15 protein-coding genes and 3 pseudogenes are annotated in these 20,882 nt (G+C 39.2%); all 18 read left to right on the top strand.

Features of this window, described 5'->3' with window-relative positions; all coding sequences use genetic code 11:
• The first annotated feature begins 27 nt into the window (after positions 1-27).
• The 18 genes and pseudogenes from DW152_RS06915 to DW152_RS13255 all read left to right on the top strand — a co-directional run bounded on the left by DW152_RS06915 (position 28) and on the right by DW152_RS13255 (position 20,743).
• Complete coding sequence (locus DW152_RS06915; protein WP_118288255.1) at positions 28-1,386, top strand: peptide MFS transporter; 1,359 nt, start codon at positions 28-30, stop codon at positions 1,384-1,386.
• Between the two features lie 76 nt (positions 1,387-1,462).
• Entirely contained in the window at positions 1,463-3,250 is a 1,788-nt protein-coding gene (locus DW152_RS06920) for an aminopeptidase P family N-terminal domain-containing protein (protein WP_118288256.1), read from the top strand.
• A 281-nt stretch (positions 3,251-3,531) separates the two neighbouring features.
• Positions 3,532-5,340 (top strand): GGDEF domain-containing protein, encoded by a 1,809-nt coding sequence (locus tag DW152_RS06925; protein WP_118288257.1) that lies wholly within the window; start codon positions 3,532-3,534, stop codon positions 5,338-5,340.
• A 21-nt stretch (positions 5,341-5,361) separates the two neighbouring features.
• Complete coding sequence (locus tag DW152_RS06930) at positions 5,362-6,960, top strand: type I restriction-modification system subunit M (protein WP_118288258.1); 1,599 nt, start codon at positions 5,362-5,364, stop codon at positions 6,958-6,960.
• Between the two features lie 5 nt (positions 6,961-6,965).
• Complete coding sequence (locus tag DW152_RS13465; RefSeq protein ID WP_243059844.1) at positions 6,966-8,207, top strand: restriction endonuclease subunit S; 1,242 nt, start codon at positions 6,966-6,968, stop codon at positions 8,205-8,207.
• A 16-nt stretch (positions 8,208-8,223) separates the two neighbouring features.
• Positions 8,224-8,871, top strand: coding sequence for a DUF3990 domain-containing protein (locus tag DW152_RS06940; protein ID WP_118288260.1), 648 nt, complete (start codon positions 8,224-8,226; stop codon positions 8,869-8,871).
• A gap of 11 nt (positions 8,872-8,882) precedes the next feature.
• Positions 8,883-9,299, top strand: a complete 417-nt coding sequence (locus DW152_RS06945; RefSeq protein WP_186855653.1) for a hypothetical protein — start codon at positions 8,883-8,885, stop codon at positions 9,297-9,299.
• Positions 9,299-9,781, top strand: a complete 483-nt coding sequence (locus DW152_RS06950) for an NADAR family protein (RefSeq protein ID WP_118288262.1) — start codon at positions 9,299-9,301, stop codon at positions 9,779-9,781. Before DW152_RS06945 ends, DW152_RS06950 begins: the two co-directional genes overlap by 1 nt.
• A gap of 67 nt (positions 9,782-9,848) precedes the next feature.
• On the top strand, positions 9,849-10,439 hold the full coding sequence (locus tag DW152_RS06955) for a restriction endonuclease subunit S (protein ID WP_118288263.1): 591 nt from the start codon (positions 9,849-9,851) through the stop codon (positions 10,437-10,439).
• A gap of 27 nt (positions 10,440-10,466) precedes the next feature.
• Positions 10,467-10,985 (top strand): annotated as a pseudogene (locus DW152_RS13815) (restriction endonuclease subunit S); the annotation flags it as partial.
• Positions 10,986-11,012: 27 nt separating this feature from the next.
• A pseudogene (locus DW152_RS06965) lies at positions 11,013-11,540 on the top strand (restriction endonuclease subunit S); the annotation flags it as partial.
• A 66-nt stretch (positions 11,541-11,606) separates the two neighbouring features.
• Positions 11,607-14,582, top strand: coding sequence for a type I restriction endonuclease subunit R (locus DW152_RS06970; protein ID WP_118288266.1), 2,976 nt, complete (start codon positions 11,607-11,609; stop codon positions 14,580-14,582).
• Positions 14,583-14,647: 65 nt separating this feature from the next.
• Entirely contained in the window at positions 14,648-15,574 is a 927-nt protein-coding gene (locus tag DW152_RS06975) for a site-specific integrase (RefSeq protein ID WP_118288267.1), read from the top strand.
• Positions 15,575-15,673: 99 nt separating this feature from the next.
• A complete protein-coding gene (locus DW152_RS06980) occupies positions 15,674-16,168 on the top strand; it encodes a hypothetical protein (RefSeq protein WP_243059847.1) in 495 nt (164 codons plus the stop codon).
• Positions 16,169-16,203: 35 nt separating this feature from the next.
• Positions 16,204-17,196: pseudogene (locus DW152_RS06985) on the top strand (helix-turn-helix transcriptional regulator).
• Positions 17,186-17,818, top strand: a complete 633-nt coding sequence (locus DW152_RS06990; RefSeq protein ID WP_118288268.1) for a GDSL-type esterase/lipase family protein — start codon at positions 17,186-17,188, stop codon at positions 17,816-17,818. Before DW152_RS06985 ends, DW152_RS06990 begins: the two are co-directional and overlap by 11 nt.
• Before the next feature lie 99 nt (positions 17,819-17,917).
• A complete protein-coding gene (locus tag DW152_RS06995; protein ID WP_118288269.1) occupies positions 17,918-20,383 on the top strand; it encodes a leucine-rich repeat protein in 2,466 nt (821 codons plus the stop codon).
• Positions 20,384-20,587: 204 nt separating this feature from the next.
• Positions 20,588-20,743 carry a hypothetical protein gene (locus DW152_RS13255; RefSeq protein WP_158570028.1) on the top strand — a complete coding sequence of 52 codons (156 nt, stop codon included), beginning with the start codon at positions 20,588-20,590 and terminating at the stop codon, positions 20,741-20,743.
• Positions 20,744-20,882: the final 139 nt, after the last annotated feature.

Consider the following 20,882-nt stretch of genomic DNA (forward strand, 5'->3'; position numbering starts at 1 on the left):
ACAAGAGAAAAGAGAGGTTTAAAAGAAATGGAGACAAAGAAAAAGGGATTTCCTACGGCATTCTGGACATGTGCCGCAACCGAGATCTTTGAGCGTCTGTCTTACTATCTGGGACGTTCACTGATCCTGATTTTCGCAACAGCAACCGTAGCAACAGGAGGACTTGGACTGTCCGACACTGTTGCAGCAAATATGCAGTCGAACCTGACCGCATTTTCTTATCTGCTTCCGTTATTCGGAGGAATCGTCGTTGACCGTTATATCGGTGCAAAATATACGACACCGGTCGGTATGATGATCGCCGGAATCGGATATTATATGGGTTCTGTGGCAACAACAGCAACCGGTGTTTACGCCATGATCTTCCTTGTAAGTTTAGGGCTTGCGTTATTTAAAAACGGACCGATCATCGGACGTGTTATCACTGAAAAAGAGCAGATGGACCCGGCGTTCGCTATGCGTTACACACTTGTAAATGTCGGTGCATTCATAGGTACTTTCCTTGTAGGTATTCTTTACAAAGATGTATTTGCAAAAGACGGAGTATTAGGATTTGCTCCTTGCTTTAAAATTGCAGCACTGATCATGTTCCTTGGAGCATGCTGGTATTTCTTCGTATGCTGGCGTTTCCTCGGAGATGTTGGAAAACGTCCGTTCAAGAAGACAAAGACACAGGAAGAGCTTGCAATTGATGCAGAAAAAACAGTAGAAGAGAAAAAAGAGACGAAAAAAGAGCCACTTACTACGATTGAGAAAAAACGTATCGGTGCGATCCTTATTGCATCTCTGTTCTCCATTATTTTCTGGATCTTCTGGTATCTTGGATACCTTCCGGTATATTATTACTGGGCAGATAACATGAACTGGGTAGTTGCAGGCTATGAAGTTCCATCTACATGGTTTGATGCAGCAAACTCAATGTTCTGTGTAATCTTAGGACCTGTGACAGCAGCACTCTGGAGAAAGCTGGCTGCAAGACCGCAGGGAGACATGAGTCTGTTCAGAAAGACAGGACTTGGAATCGCGATCATCGGACTTGGATACATCTTCTATGCAGTAATTGATATTGCAAGAGGTGGACACAAGGCAAGCGTATTATGGCTGATCGTATTCGCATTCCTTCTGACACTTGGAGAGATGTTCTTCTCACCACTGGGACATTCATTCATCAGTAAATATTCCCCAAGCCGTTACCTGGCGCTGATGATGTCTATGTGGGGATTTGCAACATTTATTGCAGCTAAGAGCTACGGTCCGGTATACGGAATCTTATTTGGTGGAAATATTCCATTCAAGACAGCATGTATCGGAATTGCCGTTGTATCTTTTGTGGCAGCAGCAATTATGATCGCGTTAGACAAACGATTATCCGCGTTAGTAGATTAATAATGAATTTTATGAGCTATATATTTCGTGCAGAATTATATAGCTCATGTAATATAACAGAAAAGAGGTATGTTTCATGGGAGTGAAAGAAAGACTTAGTTGTCTCAGAAAATTAATGGAAGAAAAAGGAATTGACTTTTATGTAATTCCGACTGCAGATTTTCATCAGAGTGAGTATGTAGGAGAATATTTCAAGGCACGTAAATATATGACTGGATTTTCCGGATCTGCAGGAACAGCTGTAATCTCAAAAGACTGGGCAGGAATGTGGACAGACGGAAGATATTTTATCCAGGCGGCAAAACAGATGGAAGGTACAACCGTAGAGCTTATGAAAATGCGTGAGCCGGGAGTTCCGACTATCGAAGAATATTTAGAAGAACACCTGCCGGAAAATGGTGTGATCGGATTTGATGGACGTGTTGTATCTATGGGAGAAGGTCTTGGATATGAGACAATTGCTCGAAAGAAAAACGGAGGAATTGTTTACGAATATGATCTGGTAGATAAGTTCTGGGAGGATCGCCCGAAACTTTCTGAAGAGCCTGCATTTATTCTTGAGGAGAAATATGCAGGAGAATCCGTAGCTGATAAATTAAAGAGAATCCGTGAAGTAATGAAAGAAGAAGGAGCAGATATACATATTCTTACAACACTGGACGATATCTGCTGGACTCTGAACATGCGTGGAAATGATATTGATTTCTTCCCAATGGTATTGTCTTATGCAGTCATTACAATGGATGAAATGTTATTATATATTGATGAGAGAAAATTATCTGATGAAATGAAAGCTATTTATGCAAAAGATGGTGTTACAATTCATCCGTATAATGCAATATATGAAGATATGAAACATCTTTCTATAGAAAATACAGCACTTCTGGATGCGTCAAAGACTAATTATGCAATTTATAAGAACATTCCGGAAGAAATGAAAAAAGTAGACACACGCAATCCGGAGATTCTTTTTAAAGCAATTAAGAATCCGGTAGAGATTGAAAATATCCGTAAAGCACAGATCAAAGACAGCATTGCACATGTTCGTTTTATGAAATGGTTAAAAGAAAATGTAGGTAAGATGAAGATTACAGAGATGAGCGCATCTGACAAGCTGGATGAATTGCGTATAGAGCAGGGAAATTTCATCCGTCCAAGTTTTGAACCAATCAGTGCATATGGAGAACATGCAGCACTTTGCCATTACACATCATCAAAAGAGACAGACGTAGAACTAAAAGAAGGAAATGTATTCTTAACAGATACAGGAGCTGGATTCTACGAAGGATCTACAGATATTACAAGAACCTATGTATTAGGTGAGATCCCGAATATTATGAAAGAGCACTTTACACTGGTAGCAATCAGTAATCTCCAGCTTGCAAGCGCAAAAATGTTAAAAGGCTGCAATGGAATGAATCTGGATATTCTGGCAAGAAAGCCGTTCTGGGATAGAGCATTGAACTTTAATCATGGAACCGGACATGGTATGGGTTACCTGCTAAATATCCATGAAGGACCGACAAATTTCCGCTGGGCATATCGCAAAAATGATACTCACCAGTTTGAACCGGGAATTGTTATTACAGATGAGCCGGGAATTTATTTTGAAGGTTCCCACGGAGTCCGTCTGGAAAATGAACTTCTTGTAAAAGAATGGAAGAAGAATGAATATGGAGAATTCCTCTGCTTTGAGACAATCACATACGTACCAATGGATCTTGACGGAATCAAAGCGGACATGATGTCTGAAGAAGAGAAACGTCTTCTGAATGATTATCATGCACTGGTATATGAAAAAATTGCGCCACATCTTAACGAAGAGGAAAGAGAATGGCTGAAGAAATATACAAGAGCGATTTAAGAAAGTTTTTCATATTACAATTAGAATAAATCATTATACATCTTTCAACAAAGCGGGGTTCTTTACGTAAAGTAAAGGACCTCGTTTCTATATATTAGCAAGATATTCAAGAAATTATCTGACCTCTTTTTTATGACTATAACAATAATTATGCTATAATAAAAGTGACTTAGTTTGTGAAGATTAATTACTTTTTGCTATGACAATGGAGAATGTAAGAACCTGTGATCACAAAATATACAAAAGACCGACAATAAAGATAACGGATGGAAAGTTAGAGTATGGGATTTGGAAAAAAGCAAGTGGAAAAAAGAAAATGGATGAAAGTGATTTGCCTGATTATTTTTATCCTGATATCGGCGCTATTTCTGGAAGACCGGCTTCTCGATTATGTAAATAACCGGAACATAAGGAATACGTCAGAAGTTCTGCTGGATCAGGTGGCAGGGATCATTGAGAGAAATACAGATGACGAAAAAGAGATGATCCAGTCGTTGAAGGAAGATTATATGGTGCGGGCAAAGGCGGTAGCATATATTCTGGATGCAAATGAGAAGATAGAGCATGATGTGCCGGAACTACAGAAGATCGCGAAGCTGATGTCTGTCGATGAAGTGCATCTGTTTGATAAGAGCGGTAAGGTTTACAGCGGAACGGTGCCGAAATACTACGGATATAATTTCAGCTCCGGCAAGCAGATCGCATATTTTAAACCAATGTTGAAAAATAAAAAGCTTACGATGTGTCAGGATGTGACACCGAATACATCAGAAGGAAAGAAGATGATGTATGCGATCACATGGAATGATGCAGGAACCCGTATGATCCAGGTAGGTGTAGAGCCGGTGCGTCTTCTGGAAAAACTGAAACGAAATGAAATAAAATCCGTTGTCAGCAATATGCCGGTGTATGAAGGAATCGACATCTATGTAGCAGACAGAAAAAGCGGAAAGATTTATGGTGCAACGGATTCCAGAAAGATTGGCAATAAACTGAAACAGTTAAAAATCAGCAAGAGCAGAAGTGTTTCACGGAATATCGACGGCTATACAGTCGGAGTGGTATACGATATGACACATCTTAACGGAAGTAATGCAGTGGCAATGCTGAGTGTGATGTTGTATCTGCTTATTGCAACGATTATACTTCTGATTATGATCGCAAGAGTATTGAGAATAAACAGGGAAAAGGAAGAGCAGTATGCAGTGCTGGCAACGATGGCAGGGCGCAACCACAGTATGTATGTGATCAAACTTAGGGAAAATAAGATCATGCGTTATGGCGGAGCTGAAATCGGTGAAGAAAATATAGAAGGAAGTTATTATGAAGATGCAGATGTGCGTCTGCGTGCGCTTCTGGAAAATAGAACCGCAGAAGAGTACCGGGAGGCAGCAGGAGAATTTGTAGATCTGCATACACTTCCTGAACGAATGGAAGGAGAGAAATATATAGCCGGAGATTTTATAGGAACAACGCTTGGCTGGTTCCAAGCGTCGTTTATTGCGATTCAGCAGGATGAAGAACAACGTCCGGTGAGTGTAATATTTGCGGTGCGAAGTATTGAATATGAAAAACGGAAAGAAGAGCAGCTGCTCCGGTCATCCACTACAGACGAGCTGACAAGATGCTATAACCGGCGTGCCTATGAGCAGGATATAAAGAAACTGACAGCAGATAAGAAATTCCTGTATCTGTCCGCGGATGTAAATGGTCTGAAAGCGGTCAATGACCGGCTGGGACATGCCGCCGGAGATGAGTTGCTCTGCGGTGTTGCAGGCTGCATGAAACAGAGCTTTGAAGATTATGGAAAAGTCTACCGTATCGGCGGTGATGAATTTGTCACAATCCTGTTTACAGATGAGGAACAGTTTGGGATTATTAAGCAGAATTTTGATTTGCTTGTGGATAACTGGTCCGGTGACACAGTGCCACATATGAGTGTCTCCTGCGGAGCAGTCTGGAGTGATGAACGGCAGTGGAAGTCTGTCTGTGAGATTGCGAAGCTCGCAGACCAGCGGATGTATGAGAAGAAAGCGAAGCATTATGCGAGACGGAAGAGCGACTTCCAGAACTGGATGTATAAGCGATAAATAAAGATGGAGGAAAGATAGATGGCGGAGGTAGAAAACAGTAAAGATTTAATCAGTGTGTTATGGAGCGGAGCGGATATTCTCCGCTCAAAGATGGATGCAAACGAATATAAAAATTATCTGTTAGGAATTGTATTTTACAAATATTTGTCAGATGCATTTTTGATCAAAGTATATGATCTGCTTTATGATGAAAGACCAGAGACGATGAAAGCCGCATTAGATGCATATATAGAAGCATTAGAGGATGAGAGTGCGGAAGAGTTAAAAGAGGAACTGAAAGACGAATGTCATTACATTATTGAGCCGGACTTAACTTATACCAGCTTTGCAGATGCAGCGAAAAATAATGCATTCAACAGAGAACAGTTGCAGAAAGGATTCAACAATATCGAACAGAGTGATCTAATATTTGCGGACCTTTTTACAGATATTGATCTGTATTCCAATCGTTTAGGAAACGGAGATCAGAAGCAAAGTGACACTATCGCAAATCTGATTAAAGAAATTGACAAAGCAGACTTGTTAAATTCCGATGCAGAGATTCTTGGGAATGCATATGAATATCTGATTGGACAGTTTGCGTCAGAGACAGGAAAAAAAGCCGGAGAGTTCTATACACCGCAGGCAGTATCAAAGATCTTGACGAAAATTGCGATCGCCGGTCAGGAAGACAGAAAAGGACTTTCCGTATATGATCCGTGTATGGGATCAGGCTCATTATTGTTAAATGCAAAGAAATATGCGAAAGAGCCGGAATATATCAAATACTACGGACAGGAGTTGAATACTTCAACTTACAATCTCGCAAGAATGAATATGTTCTTACATGGTATCACACCGGAGAATCAGAACCTTCGGAATGGTGATACTCTGGATGGAGACTGGCCTACCGGAGAAGAGACAGATTTCCATATGGTACTTATGAATCCTCCGTATTCAGCAAAATGGAGTGCGGCAGCAGGTTTCTTACAGGATGAAAGATTCAGCGACTATGGCGTGTTAGCACCAAAGTCAAAAGCAGATTATGCATTCTTGCTTCATGGATTGTATCATTTGAAGAGTAATGGAACAATGGCGATTGTACTGCCTCATGGTGTGTTGTTCAGAGGGGCAGCAGAAGGGAAAATAAGAGAAAAATTACTTCGCTCAGGTAATATCTATGCAGTTATTGGGTTGCCTGCAAATCTCTTTTACAATACATCTATTCCGACTTGTATTATCGTATTGAAAAAGCACAGAGATGGCAGAGATGTCCTTTTTATAGATGCATCTAAGAAGTTTGAAAAAGGAAAGAAACAGAATGCCATGACAGATGATCATATCGATGAAGTGTTGGAGTTATATTCCAATAGAGAGACGGTAGAAAAAGAGGCATTTCTTGCAAGCTTTGAAGATATCGAAAAGAATGATTTTAACCTGAATATTCCGCGTTATGTAGATACTTTTGAAAAAGAAGAAGATGTAGATCTGAATGCACTTTTAACAGATATGAAGAAGACAGATGAAGAACTGGAACAGGTGCAGGGAGAGTTTTTATCACTTCTTAAGGATTTAACTTCGAATGATGAGACAATTATGTCATCACTGAACGACCTGATTGTAAAGATTGAGGGGTGATGGATATGGCAAAACCAAAGATTAGATTTAATGGGTATACAGAAGATTGGGAACAGCGTAAGTTAGGGGATATTGCATCATCTTTTGAATACGGATTGAATGCAGCAGCGAAAGAATATGATGGAGAAAATAAATATATTAGAATTACAGATATTGACGATAACACACATGAGTTTTTAACAGACAATCTCACTTCCCCAGATATTGATTTAACTGGTGCAGATAATTATAAACTAACTGAAGGAGATATTTTATTTGCAAGAACAGGTGCAAGTGTCGGAAAATCTTATATTTACAGGAATTCAGATGGATTAGTTTACTATGCAGGATTCTTGATTCGAGCAAGAATTAAAGAAGAATATGATGCGGAATTTGTATTTCAGAATACTTTGACAGATAGATATAACAAGTATATTGCTGTGACTTCTCAACGTTCTGGACAGCCCGGAGTAAATGCACAGGAATATGCAGAATTTGAAATTGAAGTTCCCAAAAAGGAAGAACAGACCAAAATCGGAACATATTTCCGCAACATTGACCATCTCATCACTCTTCACCAACGTAAGTGTGAGCAGACAAAAACATTAAAAAAATATATGCTTCAAAAAATGTTTCCACAAGATGGTGAAAAAGTTCCACAGATAAGATTTGAAGGATTTACGGAAGATTGGGAACAGCGTAAGTTGGGAGATTTAGTCGATCGTGTTACAAGAAAAAATCAAGATTTAGTCTCAGAGTTACCACTTACAATATCAGCTCAATATGGACTTATTGATCAAAATGAATTCTTTGATAAGAGAGTTGCTAGTAAAGATGTCAGTGGTTACTACCTGATTGAGAATGGAGAGTTCGCTTATAATAAAAGCACTTCAACAGATGCACCTTGGGGAGCTATTAAAAGGCTGGATCGTTATGAAAATGGCGTATTATCAACACTTTATATCATATTTGGAATAAAAGAAAATAATCCCGTAGATTCCGATTTCTTGGTATCGTATTACAGCACAAATCTGTGGCATAAAGGTATTCATGAGATTGCTGCAGAAGGAGCGAGAAATCATGGACTTTTGAATATTGCGCCGGCAGATTTTTTTGCAACAAGGCTGATGATACCACAAGATATAGAAGAACAAAAAAAGATTGGAAAGTATTTTATAGAGTTAGAAGCACTCATCACTCTTCACCAGCGCAAGTGTGATGAACTAAAAGAAGTTAAGAAATTTATGTTACAAAACATGTTTGTTTAAGGAAAAGGGCGAGAAAATGGGAAAAATAACTTTATTTCATGGAACACCTGATAAAATTGTAGTTCCGACATATGGACTTGGTGAGAAAAGACATGATTATGGAATTGGATTTTACTTAACGGACAATATAGATCTTGCTAAGGAATGGGCTGTTTGCAGACCGAATGAGAAAAATGGCTGGGTTCATCAATATGAATTGGGCACAGAAGGTCTGAAAATATTAGATTTTCAAGAAAAAGATGTGTTGGCGTGGCTTGCAGAATTGATGAAACATAGAGATGCAGCAGATTCTAAGCGTTATCGTATGTTGGCAGCAAAGTTTATTGAAAAATATGGTGTGGATGCAAGTGATTATGATGTTATAAAAGGTTGGAGAGCAAACGCTTCTTACTTTTATATCGCAAAAGAGTTTGTAAGAGACAATATTGATCTTGAAATATTACCGGAGTTGCTTTCATTGGGCGGTCTTGGCATTCAATATTGTATTAAATCTGAGCGGGCATATTCTAAATTGCAGGAAGTAGAAGAAAAGTTACTGCCGGTTGATTACAAGGAATATAGCCAAAAGTATAATGAACGTGATATAACGGCAAGACGAAAGATGCGAGAATTAGTAGATTCTGATGCAAATAAAGTAACAAATGTATTTAGTACATTATTTTAGGAGAGATGACAATGAAGGCATATGCAGAAGAGTATTTGAATGATGTTGTAGAAAATCAGGGAAAGTTGTTTGATTATGTGGCGCAGAATTTTCCTGATAAAGATACAGAAGAATTTATCAACTTTTATATGAAAAGTAAGACAAGAAAAAGTATTGATGAATCGCAGGCATATGTAAATACGATGGATTATAAGGAATTATGGAATTATTTTCAAAAAACAGATCAGTATAAATTGGAAGCTGGAAAAGGTCTTGATGGTTTTATGCCGGATTGGATTGGCGAGTTTTATGCGTATTATCAATGGTATTACAATATGCCGAGTTCAGAAGTTATTCAGAAGATTCCAGTAGACTTTTTGGAAAAGGCGTATTCTGGGCTTCATGATCTGGAACTGGATCTGGCAGTAAAAAAAGTAGGTGAAGTGTAATGCAGATTATTTGCTTTCACAATCCAGATGAAGAGAACGGATACTTAAGTAATTGGTATCCGTCTAATTTTATAGTTGATGGTGTTCATTTTTCGTCCATGGAACAGTTTATGATGTATCGGAAAGCAATTTGTTTTCAAGATGAATGCATTGCAGAGCAGATACTCGACACGAAAGATGTAGCAGAGATCAAAGCGTTAGGACGTGCAGTAAAAGATTATGATGAAAACTATTGGAATGGAGTAAGACAGGTTATTGTATACGAAGGATTGCTTGCAAAGTTTTCACAGAATGACGAGCTGAAAGATAACCTTGTAAATACTGGGAATGTGATATTAGCAGAATGTGCAGTGAAAGATCGAATCTGGGGTATTGGATTGTCTATGAAAGATGAAAATAGATACGACAAGAGCAAGTGGAGAGGAGAAAATTTGCTTGGATATACACTGATGATGGTGCGAGAGCGATTGAATTTAGAATAATCGTATGTATTGTGATATAGGTGATAATAGTGTTACATACTGCGATAAAGCGTAAGTAGGCAAGTTTTTGCGAATTAAAATAGATGGGTGGGAACAGCGTAAGTTGGGAGATATACTAATTGGCTTGCAGAATAATACACTTTCCAGAGCTGAGTTATCGACTGAGGCAGGAGTTGCAAAGAACGTTCACTATGGTGATGTACTGATCAAGTTTGGAGAAGTCTTGGATGTAAGCAAAGAGAAGCTTCCAATGATTTCAGATGAGAGCGTGTTATCAAAATATAAATCATCATTTTTGCAAAATGGAGATGTAATTATTGCCGATACTGCTGAGGACTCAACTGTTGGAAAATGCAGTGAAATAGCCGGATTGGATGATGAAGTCGTGTTGTCTGGATTACATACTATTCCATACAGACCGATAGAAAAATTTGCTTCTGGGTACTTGGGATATTATCTAAACTCCAGTGCTTATCATAATCAGTTGCTACCTTTGATGCAGGGAATTAAGGTTACATCAATTTCAAAAGCTGCTATGCAGGATACCGATATTGTTTATCCTAAATCAGTGAAAGAACAGGGAAAGATTGGTGATTATTTTAGAAACCTCGACTATCTCATCACTCTTCACCAGTGCAAGTGTATGACGAGTAGATGAAGAACAAAAAACGTTTGGGAACAGCGTAAGTTAAACGAGATTGCCGATAAGGTATCAGAGAAGAATAAAAATAATGAATTTTCAGAGCCGTTTACAAACTCAGCAGAACAGGGAATCATTAGCCAGAAGGATTATTTTGATAGAGAGATTGTAAACAATGAAAATCTGAATGGTTATTATATTGTCAGGAATGATGACTTTATTTATAATCCAAGAATTTCTGTAACGGCTCCTGTTGGACCGATAAATCGTAACAGACTTGGTAGAAATGGCGTAATGTCGCCACTTTATACGGTATTTAGAACTCATGATATAGATAATTTGTATTTGGAATTTTATTTCAAAACTACGAGGTGGCATCGCTTCATGAAACTAAACGGAGATTCAGGTGCTCGATTTGACAGATTTACGATTTCGTCAACACAGTTTATGGAAATGCCAATTCCATATCCGACTTTAGAGGAGCAGCAAAAAATTGGGGAGTATTTTGAGTCTCTCGACCACCTCATCACTCTTCACCAACGCAAGTGTATGACGAGTAGATGAAGAACAAAAAACGTTTGGGAACAGCGTAAGGTTGGAGAATTGCTTGAAGAACGTAACGAACAAGCTCCTATGAGTGAGGACTATCCTTTGATGGCATTTATTGCTAATCAGGGAGTGGCACCAAAAGGAGAGCGATATGACCGTAGTGCTTTAGTAAATGATGAAACAGGAAAAAAATATAAAAGAACAGAATTTGGAGATTTTATATATAGCTCAAATAATTTAGAGACTGGTTCAATAGGACTGAATAAATACGGAAATGCTTGTATTTCACCAGTTTATAGCATATTTAAGCCAACAGGAAAAGCTGAATTGGATTTCCTTGGACGAAGATTTCTTAGAAAAGATTTTATAAATGAAATGGTTAGATGGCGCCAGGGGGTCGTCTATGGACAATGGAAAATTCATGAAACAGATTTCATGAAGATTGAAGTAAGAATACCAAGTGTAGATGAGCAAAAGAAAATAGGTCAATATTTTGATTCTCTCGATAACCTCATCACTCTTCACCTTCGTAAGCAGGACAAACGTAAAAAAGGGTCAAAAAACACTTGAAATCAGTGTAAGTATAAAATAAATAATGTATATTAGATACATAGAATCACAAAGGAGACAAAAATTATGCCTGAATTAGAGTCAATGATAGAACAAAAGTTAATTGAACAACTGGTATATGGAGATTCGCAGTGGACATATCGACCGGATTTGAAGACGGAAGAGGATTTGTGGGCGAATTTCCGGTATATTCTGGAACAGAATAATAAGGAGCGATTGGATGGAGAGCCTTTAACAGATACCGAGTTTGAACAGGTGAAGAACCAGTTGCAGTTTTCATCCTTCTATAAAGCGGGAGAATGGCTTGTTGGAGAGAACGGTAAGGTTCAGGTACATGTGCAGAGAGATACGAAGAGATTACATCTCGTAGTGATGAATCACGAGCATATTGCAGGGGGAAGCAGTGTGTATGAGGTGATTAATCAATACAGTGCATTGAAGACAGAGGAAGACGGACGTAATCGCAGATTTGATGTAACGCTGATGATTAATGGACTTCCGATGATTCATATAGAATTAAAGAATAAGCAGCATTCTTATATGGATGGATTCTGGCAGATTAAGAAATATATCGGAGAAGGGAAGTTTACTGGAATTTTCTCTGCGGTACAGATGTTTGTAATCAGCAATGGCGTAAATACAAAGTATTTTTCTGCAGCAAGCGACACGGAATTAAATGAAAAATTTATCAGTGGATGGCTGGATCAGGATAATAATCCGGTATCTGATTATATTGAGTTCGCAAAGAGTGTACTGCGCATCCCGGAAGCGCATGAGATGATTGCGAGATATACGGTATTAGATGAAGATGCGAAACGATTAATATTATTGCGGCCGTATCAGATTCATGCGATTGAAGCAATACGAGAGGCTTCCAAGACAGGGAAGTCTGGTTATGTCTGGCATACAACGGGTTCAGGTAAGACGTTGACTTCGTATAAGGCAACCCGTAACCTGCTGATGGACATTCCGTCTTTGGATAAAACGATTTTCTTAATTGACCGAAAGGATCTGGATACACAGACAACAATGGCATTTCAGGCATATGCCAACAATGATCTGATCGACGTAAATGAGACAGACAATGTAAATGATTTGAAGAAAAAATTAAAATCAGAAGACCGGCAGGTAATCGTTACAACCATCCAAAAGCTGCAACGATTAATTACAAAGAGATTGCAGGAAGGAACGCCGGAATATAACAAGATTAAAAATCTGAGGATTGCATTTGTAGTAGATGAGTGTCACAGAGCAGTTACACCGGGAACGAAGAGAGAACTGGAGAGATTTTTTGGAAAATCATTATGGTATGGCTTCACTGGAACACCAAGATTTTCAGAAAATCCTTATCCGAAGATGGGTGATCTGCCGCGCACAACAGACGAATTATACGGAGAACGTTTACACAGATATACGATACAAAATGCAATCCATGATAATGCGGTTCTTGGCTTTCAGGTAGAGCATAATGGACCGAAGACGATGTCTGATGAAACAGATAGTAAATTGTATGATAATGAAGCACATATGTTAAAAGTTCTGGATGTGATTTTGAACAAGTCCTATCATAAATTGGGATTCCAGAATGGAAAAGGTAAGACGTATGAGGCATTGCTGACAACAAGTTCGATTCCTCTGGCGCAGAAGTATTATGAATTATTAACGAAAGTAAAAGAAGGAAATACTCCATTGCGGATTGATGAAAAGATCCGGCAGGTACTTCCTGATTTTCCGAAATTTGCAATTACATATTCTGTGACGGAAAATGAAGAAGGTTCACAGGTAAATCAGCAGAAGATGCAGAAATCGTTGGATGATTATAACAATATGTTTGGGACAAAATTTGATCTGGCACAGATCCAGTCTTACAATGGCAATCTGAATAAAAGGCTTGCGAGAAAAGATCCTAAATTTAAGAGACGACATGAACAATTGGATCTGGTAATTGTAGTTGATCGATTGCTGACAGGATTTGATGCCCCTTGTATGTCTACGATGTTTATTGACAGACAACCTATGGGACCGCATGATCTGATACAGGCATTTTCGCGAACAAATCGTATTTTCGATAAGAATAAAACATATGGACAGATTGTTACATTTCAGGCTCCGAAGCTTTTCAAAGAGAGTGTAGATAACGCAGTAAAATTGTATTCCGCAGGTGGTACAAATGATTCTATTCTGGCAGAATGGGACGAGGTGGAAAAGGCATTCCGTACAGCGCTGAAAGCGCTTCGTATTGCAGCAGGAGCGCCGACAGCTATACCGGGAATGTCATTGGCTGAAAAGAAAGTATTTGCAAAAATATTTCAGACATTTGACCGGTTATTTGCACAGCTTAAATCGTTTTCAAATTACAGTGACAAGCTGTTGGAAGAATATGATATTACAGAAGAAGAGTACGAAGATTATGTAGCGCATTATAAAAATGTAATAGAAGAGATAAAAAGAGAAAAAGAAGAAGGAAATGATGGCGGAGAAGATGAAGAGGAAACGTCAGACTTAGATTCAGAGTATGAGCTGATGGCATACAGTAATACGAAAATTGATTATGAGTACATTATCAATTTGATTCAGAATATTGTATCACCGGGAGAAGATGAAGAGGATATTTCACCAGAGGAAAGACAGAAGCAGATAGATGAAGTTAAGCAATATATAGCAGAATTACGAAATGGTAATCCGAAGATGGCAGATATTATGTCAAATCTGGTTTCAGAGATTGAAGTGGACGCAGACAGGTATAAAGGACATTCGATTTTGAACATAGTAGAAACAACAAAGCAGAAATACATTGAAAACAGGATTTCTGACTTTTGTGAGAAGTGGTATGCGGAACCTGATGATGTTATGTATGCTGCCATGCATTACAGAAACGATGAGATACCGAATGAAGGTGTTATAAAAGCTACAATTGATTATACATGTTATAAGGCAAATGCAGAAAAAGCGGTTCCGAAGTTCAAATACTATAAGATGTGTATGGATGAATTAAAAGAGGTCTTAGATACCGAAATTAAGCCTTTAATTAATCCATTGTAAAGCAAGGTGAAGGTGTAGTTTTATGTTTATATCAGCGTGAGTTATTTCGGGAAAGGAAAAGGCTTATGATAAATGATATGAACAGGACATTGCTTTTCAGTGAATATTTTCAGCAATGGATTGATATTTACAAGAAAGGCGCAATCCGGGAAGCGACTATGGCAAAATACCGTATGACACAGAGATGGGTAGAGAAGCTTATGCCGGAGTTAAAAGTTGCGGAGCTGAACAGAACAGCATATCAGCAATTATTGAATGCATACGCAAAAGAACACGAGCGCCAGACAACATTGGATTTTCACCATCAGTTAAAGGGAGCGATTTTAGATGCGGTTGACGATGGTCTGATTGAAAGAGATCCAACCAGAAAAGCAATCATTAAAGGGAAAACGCCGAGAGTCAAAAAGATTAAATATTTAAGTCAATTCGAGTTACATACTTTGATTTCTGATCTGGATCTCAAAGAAGAACCGAATTGGGACTGGTTTATTTTACTGGTCGCGAAAACAGGAATGCGTTTTTCAGAAGCACTTGCGATTACGCCGGGAGATTTTGATTTTGCAAGACAGACATTATCTATCAGTAAAACATGGGACTACAAGGGCGAAGGTGGTTTCCTGCCAACAAAGAATAAATCTTCGGTTAGAAAAATCCAGATTGACTGGCAGATTGTTGTAAAATTTTCAGAGTTGATTAAAGGACTGCCGGAAGATCAGCCGATCTTTGTAGGTGAATCGAAAATATATAATTCTACAGTGAATGATGCATTAACCAGACATTGCAGAGAATGCGGGATATCGGAGATTTCGATTCATGGCTTAAGACACACCCATGCCTCGCTATTGCTATTTGCAGGTGTTTCAATAGCGAGTGTTGCTCGAAGACTTGGACATGCCAGCATGACAACAACACAGAAAACGTATTTACACATTATTCAGGAACTTGAAAACAAAGATGTAGATCTGGTAATGCGAACATTATCTGGATTGTAAAAATTAAAGTAGAAATACTTACGCTGATTTTATGGAACGTTCTTGAAAGAGGAAGAACCGGAGTATAACCAGAAGGAGCCGAAAGAGCATTATAGGGAAATGATACGAAAAGATATGATTGAGATAACAGGTCCATTTTATGCGGATGAAAGTGAAGAAGATAAGAAATTGTTTTATATATGTGCACTAATCGATTATATTGCGAGAAAAACAAAGAATAAAAGAAGTGTGATCGTGGATGTTTTAGGGCAGGAACGAATTGGAAGAGCCGGAGAGTTAGCTGATTTTTATGGCAACAGTAATTTGGAAGAAGTATGCAGAGTGTTAATGAAAGAATCCCAGATTGAGCCGGGCGATTTTGATAATGTCGGAGCGTGTCAATATGATATTCCGTCACACTGGGATATTGGAAGAGTGTATAAGAGATTGATTAAACAGGTAGTGAAAGTAAAAAATGTAGATGAAGTGGATGCAATTTTTGAGGTGTATCATTCATTTATCAGTGATAAAATAGATGATTATAACAGTATCGTTTATTGTGAAAATCCGGATTATATTTTTGAGGCTTTTATGACTGATAAGTTGCCGGATTAAATCATTTTCACAAAAGAATCAAGGGAGAGAGCGCAATGCCAAAAGGAACGAATCAGAAATTCAAACTCTATCGTCTGGCGCAGATCATGCTGGAGCGGACAGATGAAGAGCATTATATTACAATGCCGGAGATCATGGAGGCACTGAAAGAATACGATATCACTGCGGAGCGTAAGAGCATTTACGCGGATCTCAGGGATCTGGAGACATTTGGGATCGATGTGGAGGGAGAACAGGTCGGAAACCGTTATCACTATCATGTGGTGAACCGCCCATTTGAGATGCCGGAGCTGAAGCTTCTGGTGGATGCGATTCAGTCTTCCAAATTCATTACCGCAAGAAAGACGAATGATCTGATTCGCAAACTGGAGACGTTTGTCAGCAGATACGATGCCATGAAATTGCAGAGGCAGGTATATGTCTCCGGACGGATCAAGACGATGAATGAGAGTATCTATTATACTGTAGACGAGATCCATAATGCGATTTCCGAAAATAAAAAGATCTGTTTTCAATATTTCCAGTGGAATGTGAAGAAGGAAATGGAACTGCGCCATGGTGGAGCATATTATCGTATCAGTCCGTGGGGTCTGTCCTGGGATGATGAGAACTATTATCTGGTTGGTTATGATTCAGATGCGCAGATGATCAAGCATTACCGGGTGGATAAGATGCTGAATCTTCGGATGATAGATGAGCGTCGGGAGGGCAGAGATCACTTTAAGAAGCTGGACATGGCAGATTATGCGAAGAAGAGTTTCGGGATGTACGGTGGAAAAGAGCAGGATGTGAAAATGCTGGTGGAAAATCATCTGGCGGGCGTTATGATTGACCGCTTTGGCAAGGATATTATGATGGTGCCGGTGGATAAGGAGCATTTCTCTGTGAAAGTACAGGTGCATGTCAGCAGGCAGTTCCTTGGCTAGGTGATCTCGCTTGGCGAGGGTATTAAGATCATCGGACCGGATGAAGTGGCAGGACAGATGAAGCAGGAGATTAAGAGGCTTGTGGAGCAGTATGGAGAATAAGATGGCAGGAACGATCATTTGTTACGGAGATTCGAACACGTTCGGGTATGATTCCCGCATGGGTACAGAAGGAAGATTTCCGAAAGAGATAAGATGGACGGGAATTCTGGATGACAGAACAGAATACAAAGTGAAAAATCATGGAATCTGCGGAAGATGTATTCCGGAGATGACAGGACAGATGGATTTTATTTGCAAACAGATCAAATCCTGGGCAAAAAAAGCTGCACCGATATGGTTGTTTCTTATGCTCGGGACGAATGATATCCTGAATGCGGCAGAACCATCGGCAGAAAAGACTGCAGAGAAAATGAAGCATTTTCTGGAAAGATTACAGGAAACGCCGGAAGTAAGTGAGGGCAAAATAGAATTATGTCTGCTTGTCCCGCCGATGATGAAGCGTGGCTCGTGGGTTTCGGATGACCGGATTGTGACAGAATCACAGAAGATTGGCGAATTGTACGGGGCATTAGCAGAGCAGCTTGGCATTAAATGCATAAATTGCGGTAAATGGGAGCTGCCGCTTCTATATGACGGTGTGCATTTGTCTGAGGAAGGACATGCGGAATTCGCGGAAAAGCTGATATCGGAGCCGGAGGCTTTTGAATTGGGAATTATATAATAGATGTATGCAGTAAAGAAAATAATGAAATTAGTAGAAGGGACAGTTCATAATAAAAGGTTATCTATAAATACATTGCAGTAGGATGGAGGAGAGCAAATGAAAAAGAAACGATTAGAAGGTGTGCTCCTGGCGTTTGCGGTGGCGGTGTCCACGGTATTTGCGCCGGTGAATGTGGCAGCTGCTGACAGCGTGGAGAGTAAGAGTGTGACGTTGCAGGATTCTGCAAAGGATCAGAACGGAAAACAGACAGAAAAATCGGGAAAATATGTGTTGAAAGATAAGAAAAAGAAGGCTGCCGGTGTTCGTACACGGGCAGCAAGTGTAGATTCCATGACATATGACTGGGATGACACCACGCAGACGCTGACAGTCAGCGGAACAGGAAAAGTTGTCGGGAATTATGACACCAGTTATCCGCTGAGCGCTTATAAAAATAAGGCTCGTAAAATTATTTTACAGGATGGAATTACAGAGATTGGTACAAAGGCGTTTGCTAATTTCTCAAATTTGACAGAAGTTGATTTTCCGTCAACATTGAAGAAAATCGGGGAAGCGGCATTTTACAGATGTAGCGAACTGACAAGTGCAGAATTACCGGGGGCATTGACGACACTGTCGACAGCAGCATTTGCTGATTGCAGTGCATTTGCTGATTTAGTACTTCCGAAAAAACTGCAACAGATCGGAGATTATGCATTCCAGAATTGTGCATTGACGCAGATGACATTTCCGGCATCTGTAAACTATATATCATCACTTGCATTTTATGGATGTAGTGGATTACAGGGATTTCAGGTAGCAGCCGGAAATGCGAAATACAGTGCTTCAGAAGGTGTATTATTTGAGGCGAAGAAGACAACGTTAGTTCTATATCCGATGGGAAAACAGGCTGAATCCTATCAAATCCCGGGTTCCGTAAAAACGATCGGAGAAAATGCATTTAACAATGCGAATGTCTCCGAAATTCTAATTCCAAAGACGGTCAGTGCGATTAATGAAGGTGCTTTTGCCGGAGCAAAAATAAAAACGTTGAATCTGCCTGGTTCCATAACAAGTCTTGGATTATATCTGTGTGAAAACTGCACGGAACTTCAGTCGGTGACGATTGGAAAAGGAATTAAGAGCCTTTCCTATAGAATGTTTTATAAATGCAGTTCTTTAACAGAAGTATCGCTTGGCAGTACATTAAACACACTGGATAGTCTGACATTTGCATACTGTACATCTTTACAGAAGATTACAATTCCGGATAATGTGACTCAGATTTTAAATGGATGTTTCGGAGAATGTTCTGCATTGGAAAAGATAATATTTCCAAAGAAATTAAAAGAGATCGCATTTCAGGCATTTTTAAATTGTGGAAAACTGACATCAGTGACGTTCCCATCAGCGCTGGAAAAGATTAACCGGGTAGCATTTTACGGAACCGGAATTAAAAAGGTAAAGATTCCGTCCTCTGTCACTTATATCGGACCGGAAGCATTTCCGGCAGGCACAGTGATGACCGGAATAAGTGGCCTGGCAAAGATGGATGATGGCTCTTATATGAAGATGGAAAAACTGCCGGTCAAGGTGAAATATGATTACAGTGCAGCATTTGATGTTGTAAAAAGAGTAAACAGTGAGAGAAGCAAGAGAGGACTTAAGACGCTTACGATGGATAAGCGGATGATTAAGGGCTCTATGCTTCGTGCAGCGGAACTTGCGATTGCATTTTCCCATACACGTCCGTCAGGAAGAGATTTTAATACGGTTTGTTATGACAGCAAACAGGGTTATATTATGCTGGGCGAGAATATTGCTGCCGGACAGACAAGCAGCAAGAGCGCCATGACTTCATGGATGAATTCGCAGGGACATAAGAAAAATATTCTTACGTCTGCTTATACGGGAATCGGCGTGGGTGCAGTTGTCGTAAACGGCGTGCATTACTGGGTACAGAATTTTTCAACGACCACAGTGCAGAAAGCATCGGCTTCTTCTCATAAGAATAAAAGTGCAAATGTAAACGTAAAGGTAACGAAAGAGCAGGACGGAAATCTGTTTTATATCAATCCGCTATATTCTTTCAGCATGAAGAAAGGAACGTCCAGAAGCATTTCTTACAGTATATATAACGGCTTTGTAAATGTGCCGCTTGTTGCAGGCGGAATGAAATATACGGTATATACACCGTCCGTATGTAAAGTGTCAGCGTCCGGAAAAGTAACCGGATTGAAAGCAGGTAAGACAAAGATTAAAGTAGCGCCGCAAGCCGCGCCGTCTCTTGCAAAGACATTTACAGTAACGGTCAAAAGATCTTCTCTTGCAAAAGTAAGCTGGGGAAAATGCAGACGTTCTTCCAAAACAGTTCTGCTGCAGTGGAAGAAAGTGAAAGGCGCAACTGCTTATGAAATTTATCGTTACAAGAATAAAAAATGGGTGAAAGTAACAACGACAGGTAAGACATCTTACAAGTATAAAAATGCGCCGAAGAATGGTTCTTACAAAGTGCGTGCATTAAAGAAATCAGGAAATAAGAAAATATATGGTTCGTTTTCAGCAGTGAAAAAGATCAGATAAGAATCAGATAAGAGAGACAAAAAAATAAAAGCGAGGTATAAAGTCTAAGCTATTCAAATAGATTTTATCCCCCGCTTTTTCTATGTTCAGCTAAAAGTATCATTCAGAGGATAAAAAAACACATTTGGGAGACATTATAAATTAGAAAAACGATTGAAAACGAGCATATTTTACCAAAATAAGGAACAAAGGAGAGAATGAAAAATGGTGGATGTAACAAATTTTGCACAGATGTTATTACCTTTTGTATTATTGGGGCAGGGAATATGGTTTCTGATAAACGGAATAGCGGAAGAGAAAAAGTGTACCAAGAATAAAGAAAAGGAAGTGGAAAAGAAAAAAGAAAAAGTTAACGTATAATAAAAGTGTTTCCGCGAGAATAAAGAGTCCTGGATTTAATTCTGGGCTCTTTAATATTAGGTGATAAAAATGCAATAAGGCAGAAGATGACAATTTTTAGTGAAAGGAAGTGAAAGGAATAGAATAAAAATGTCTTTTA

This window comes from Dorea sp. AM13-35, assembly GCF_003473885.1.
Lineage (GTDB): Bacteria > Bacillota > Clostridia > Lachnospirales > Lachnospiraceae > Dorea_D > Dorea_D hominis.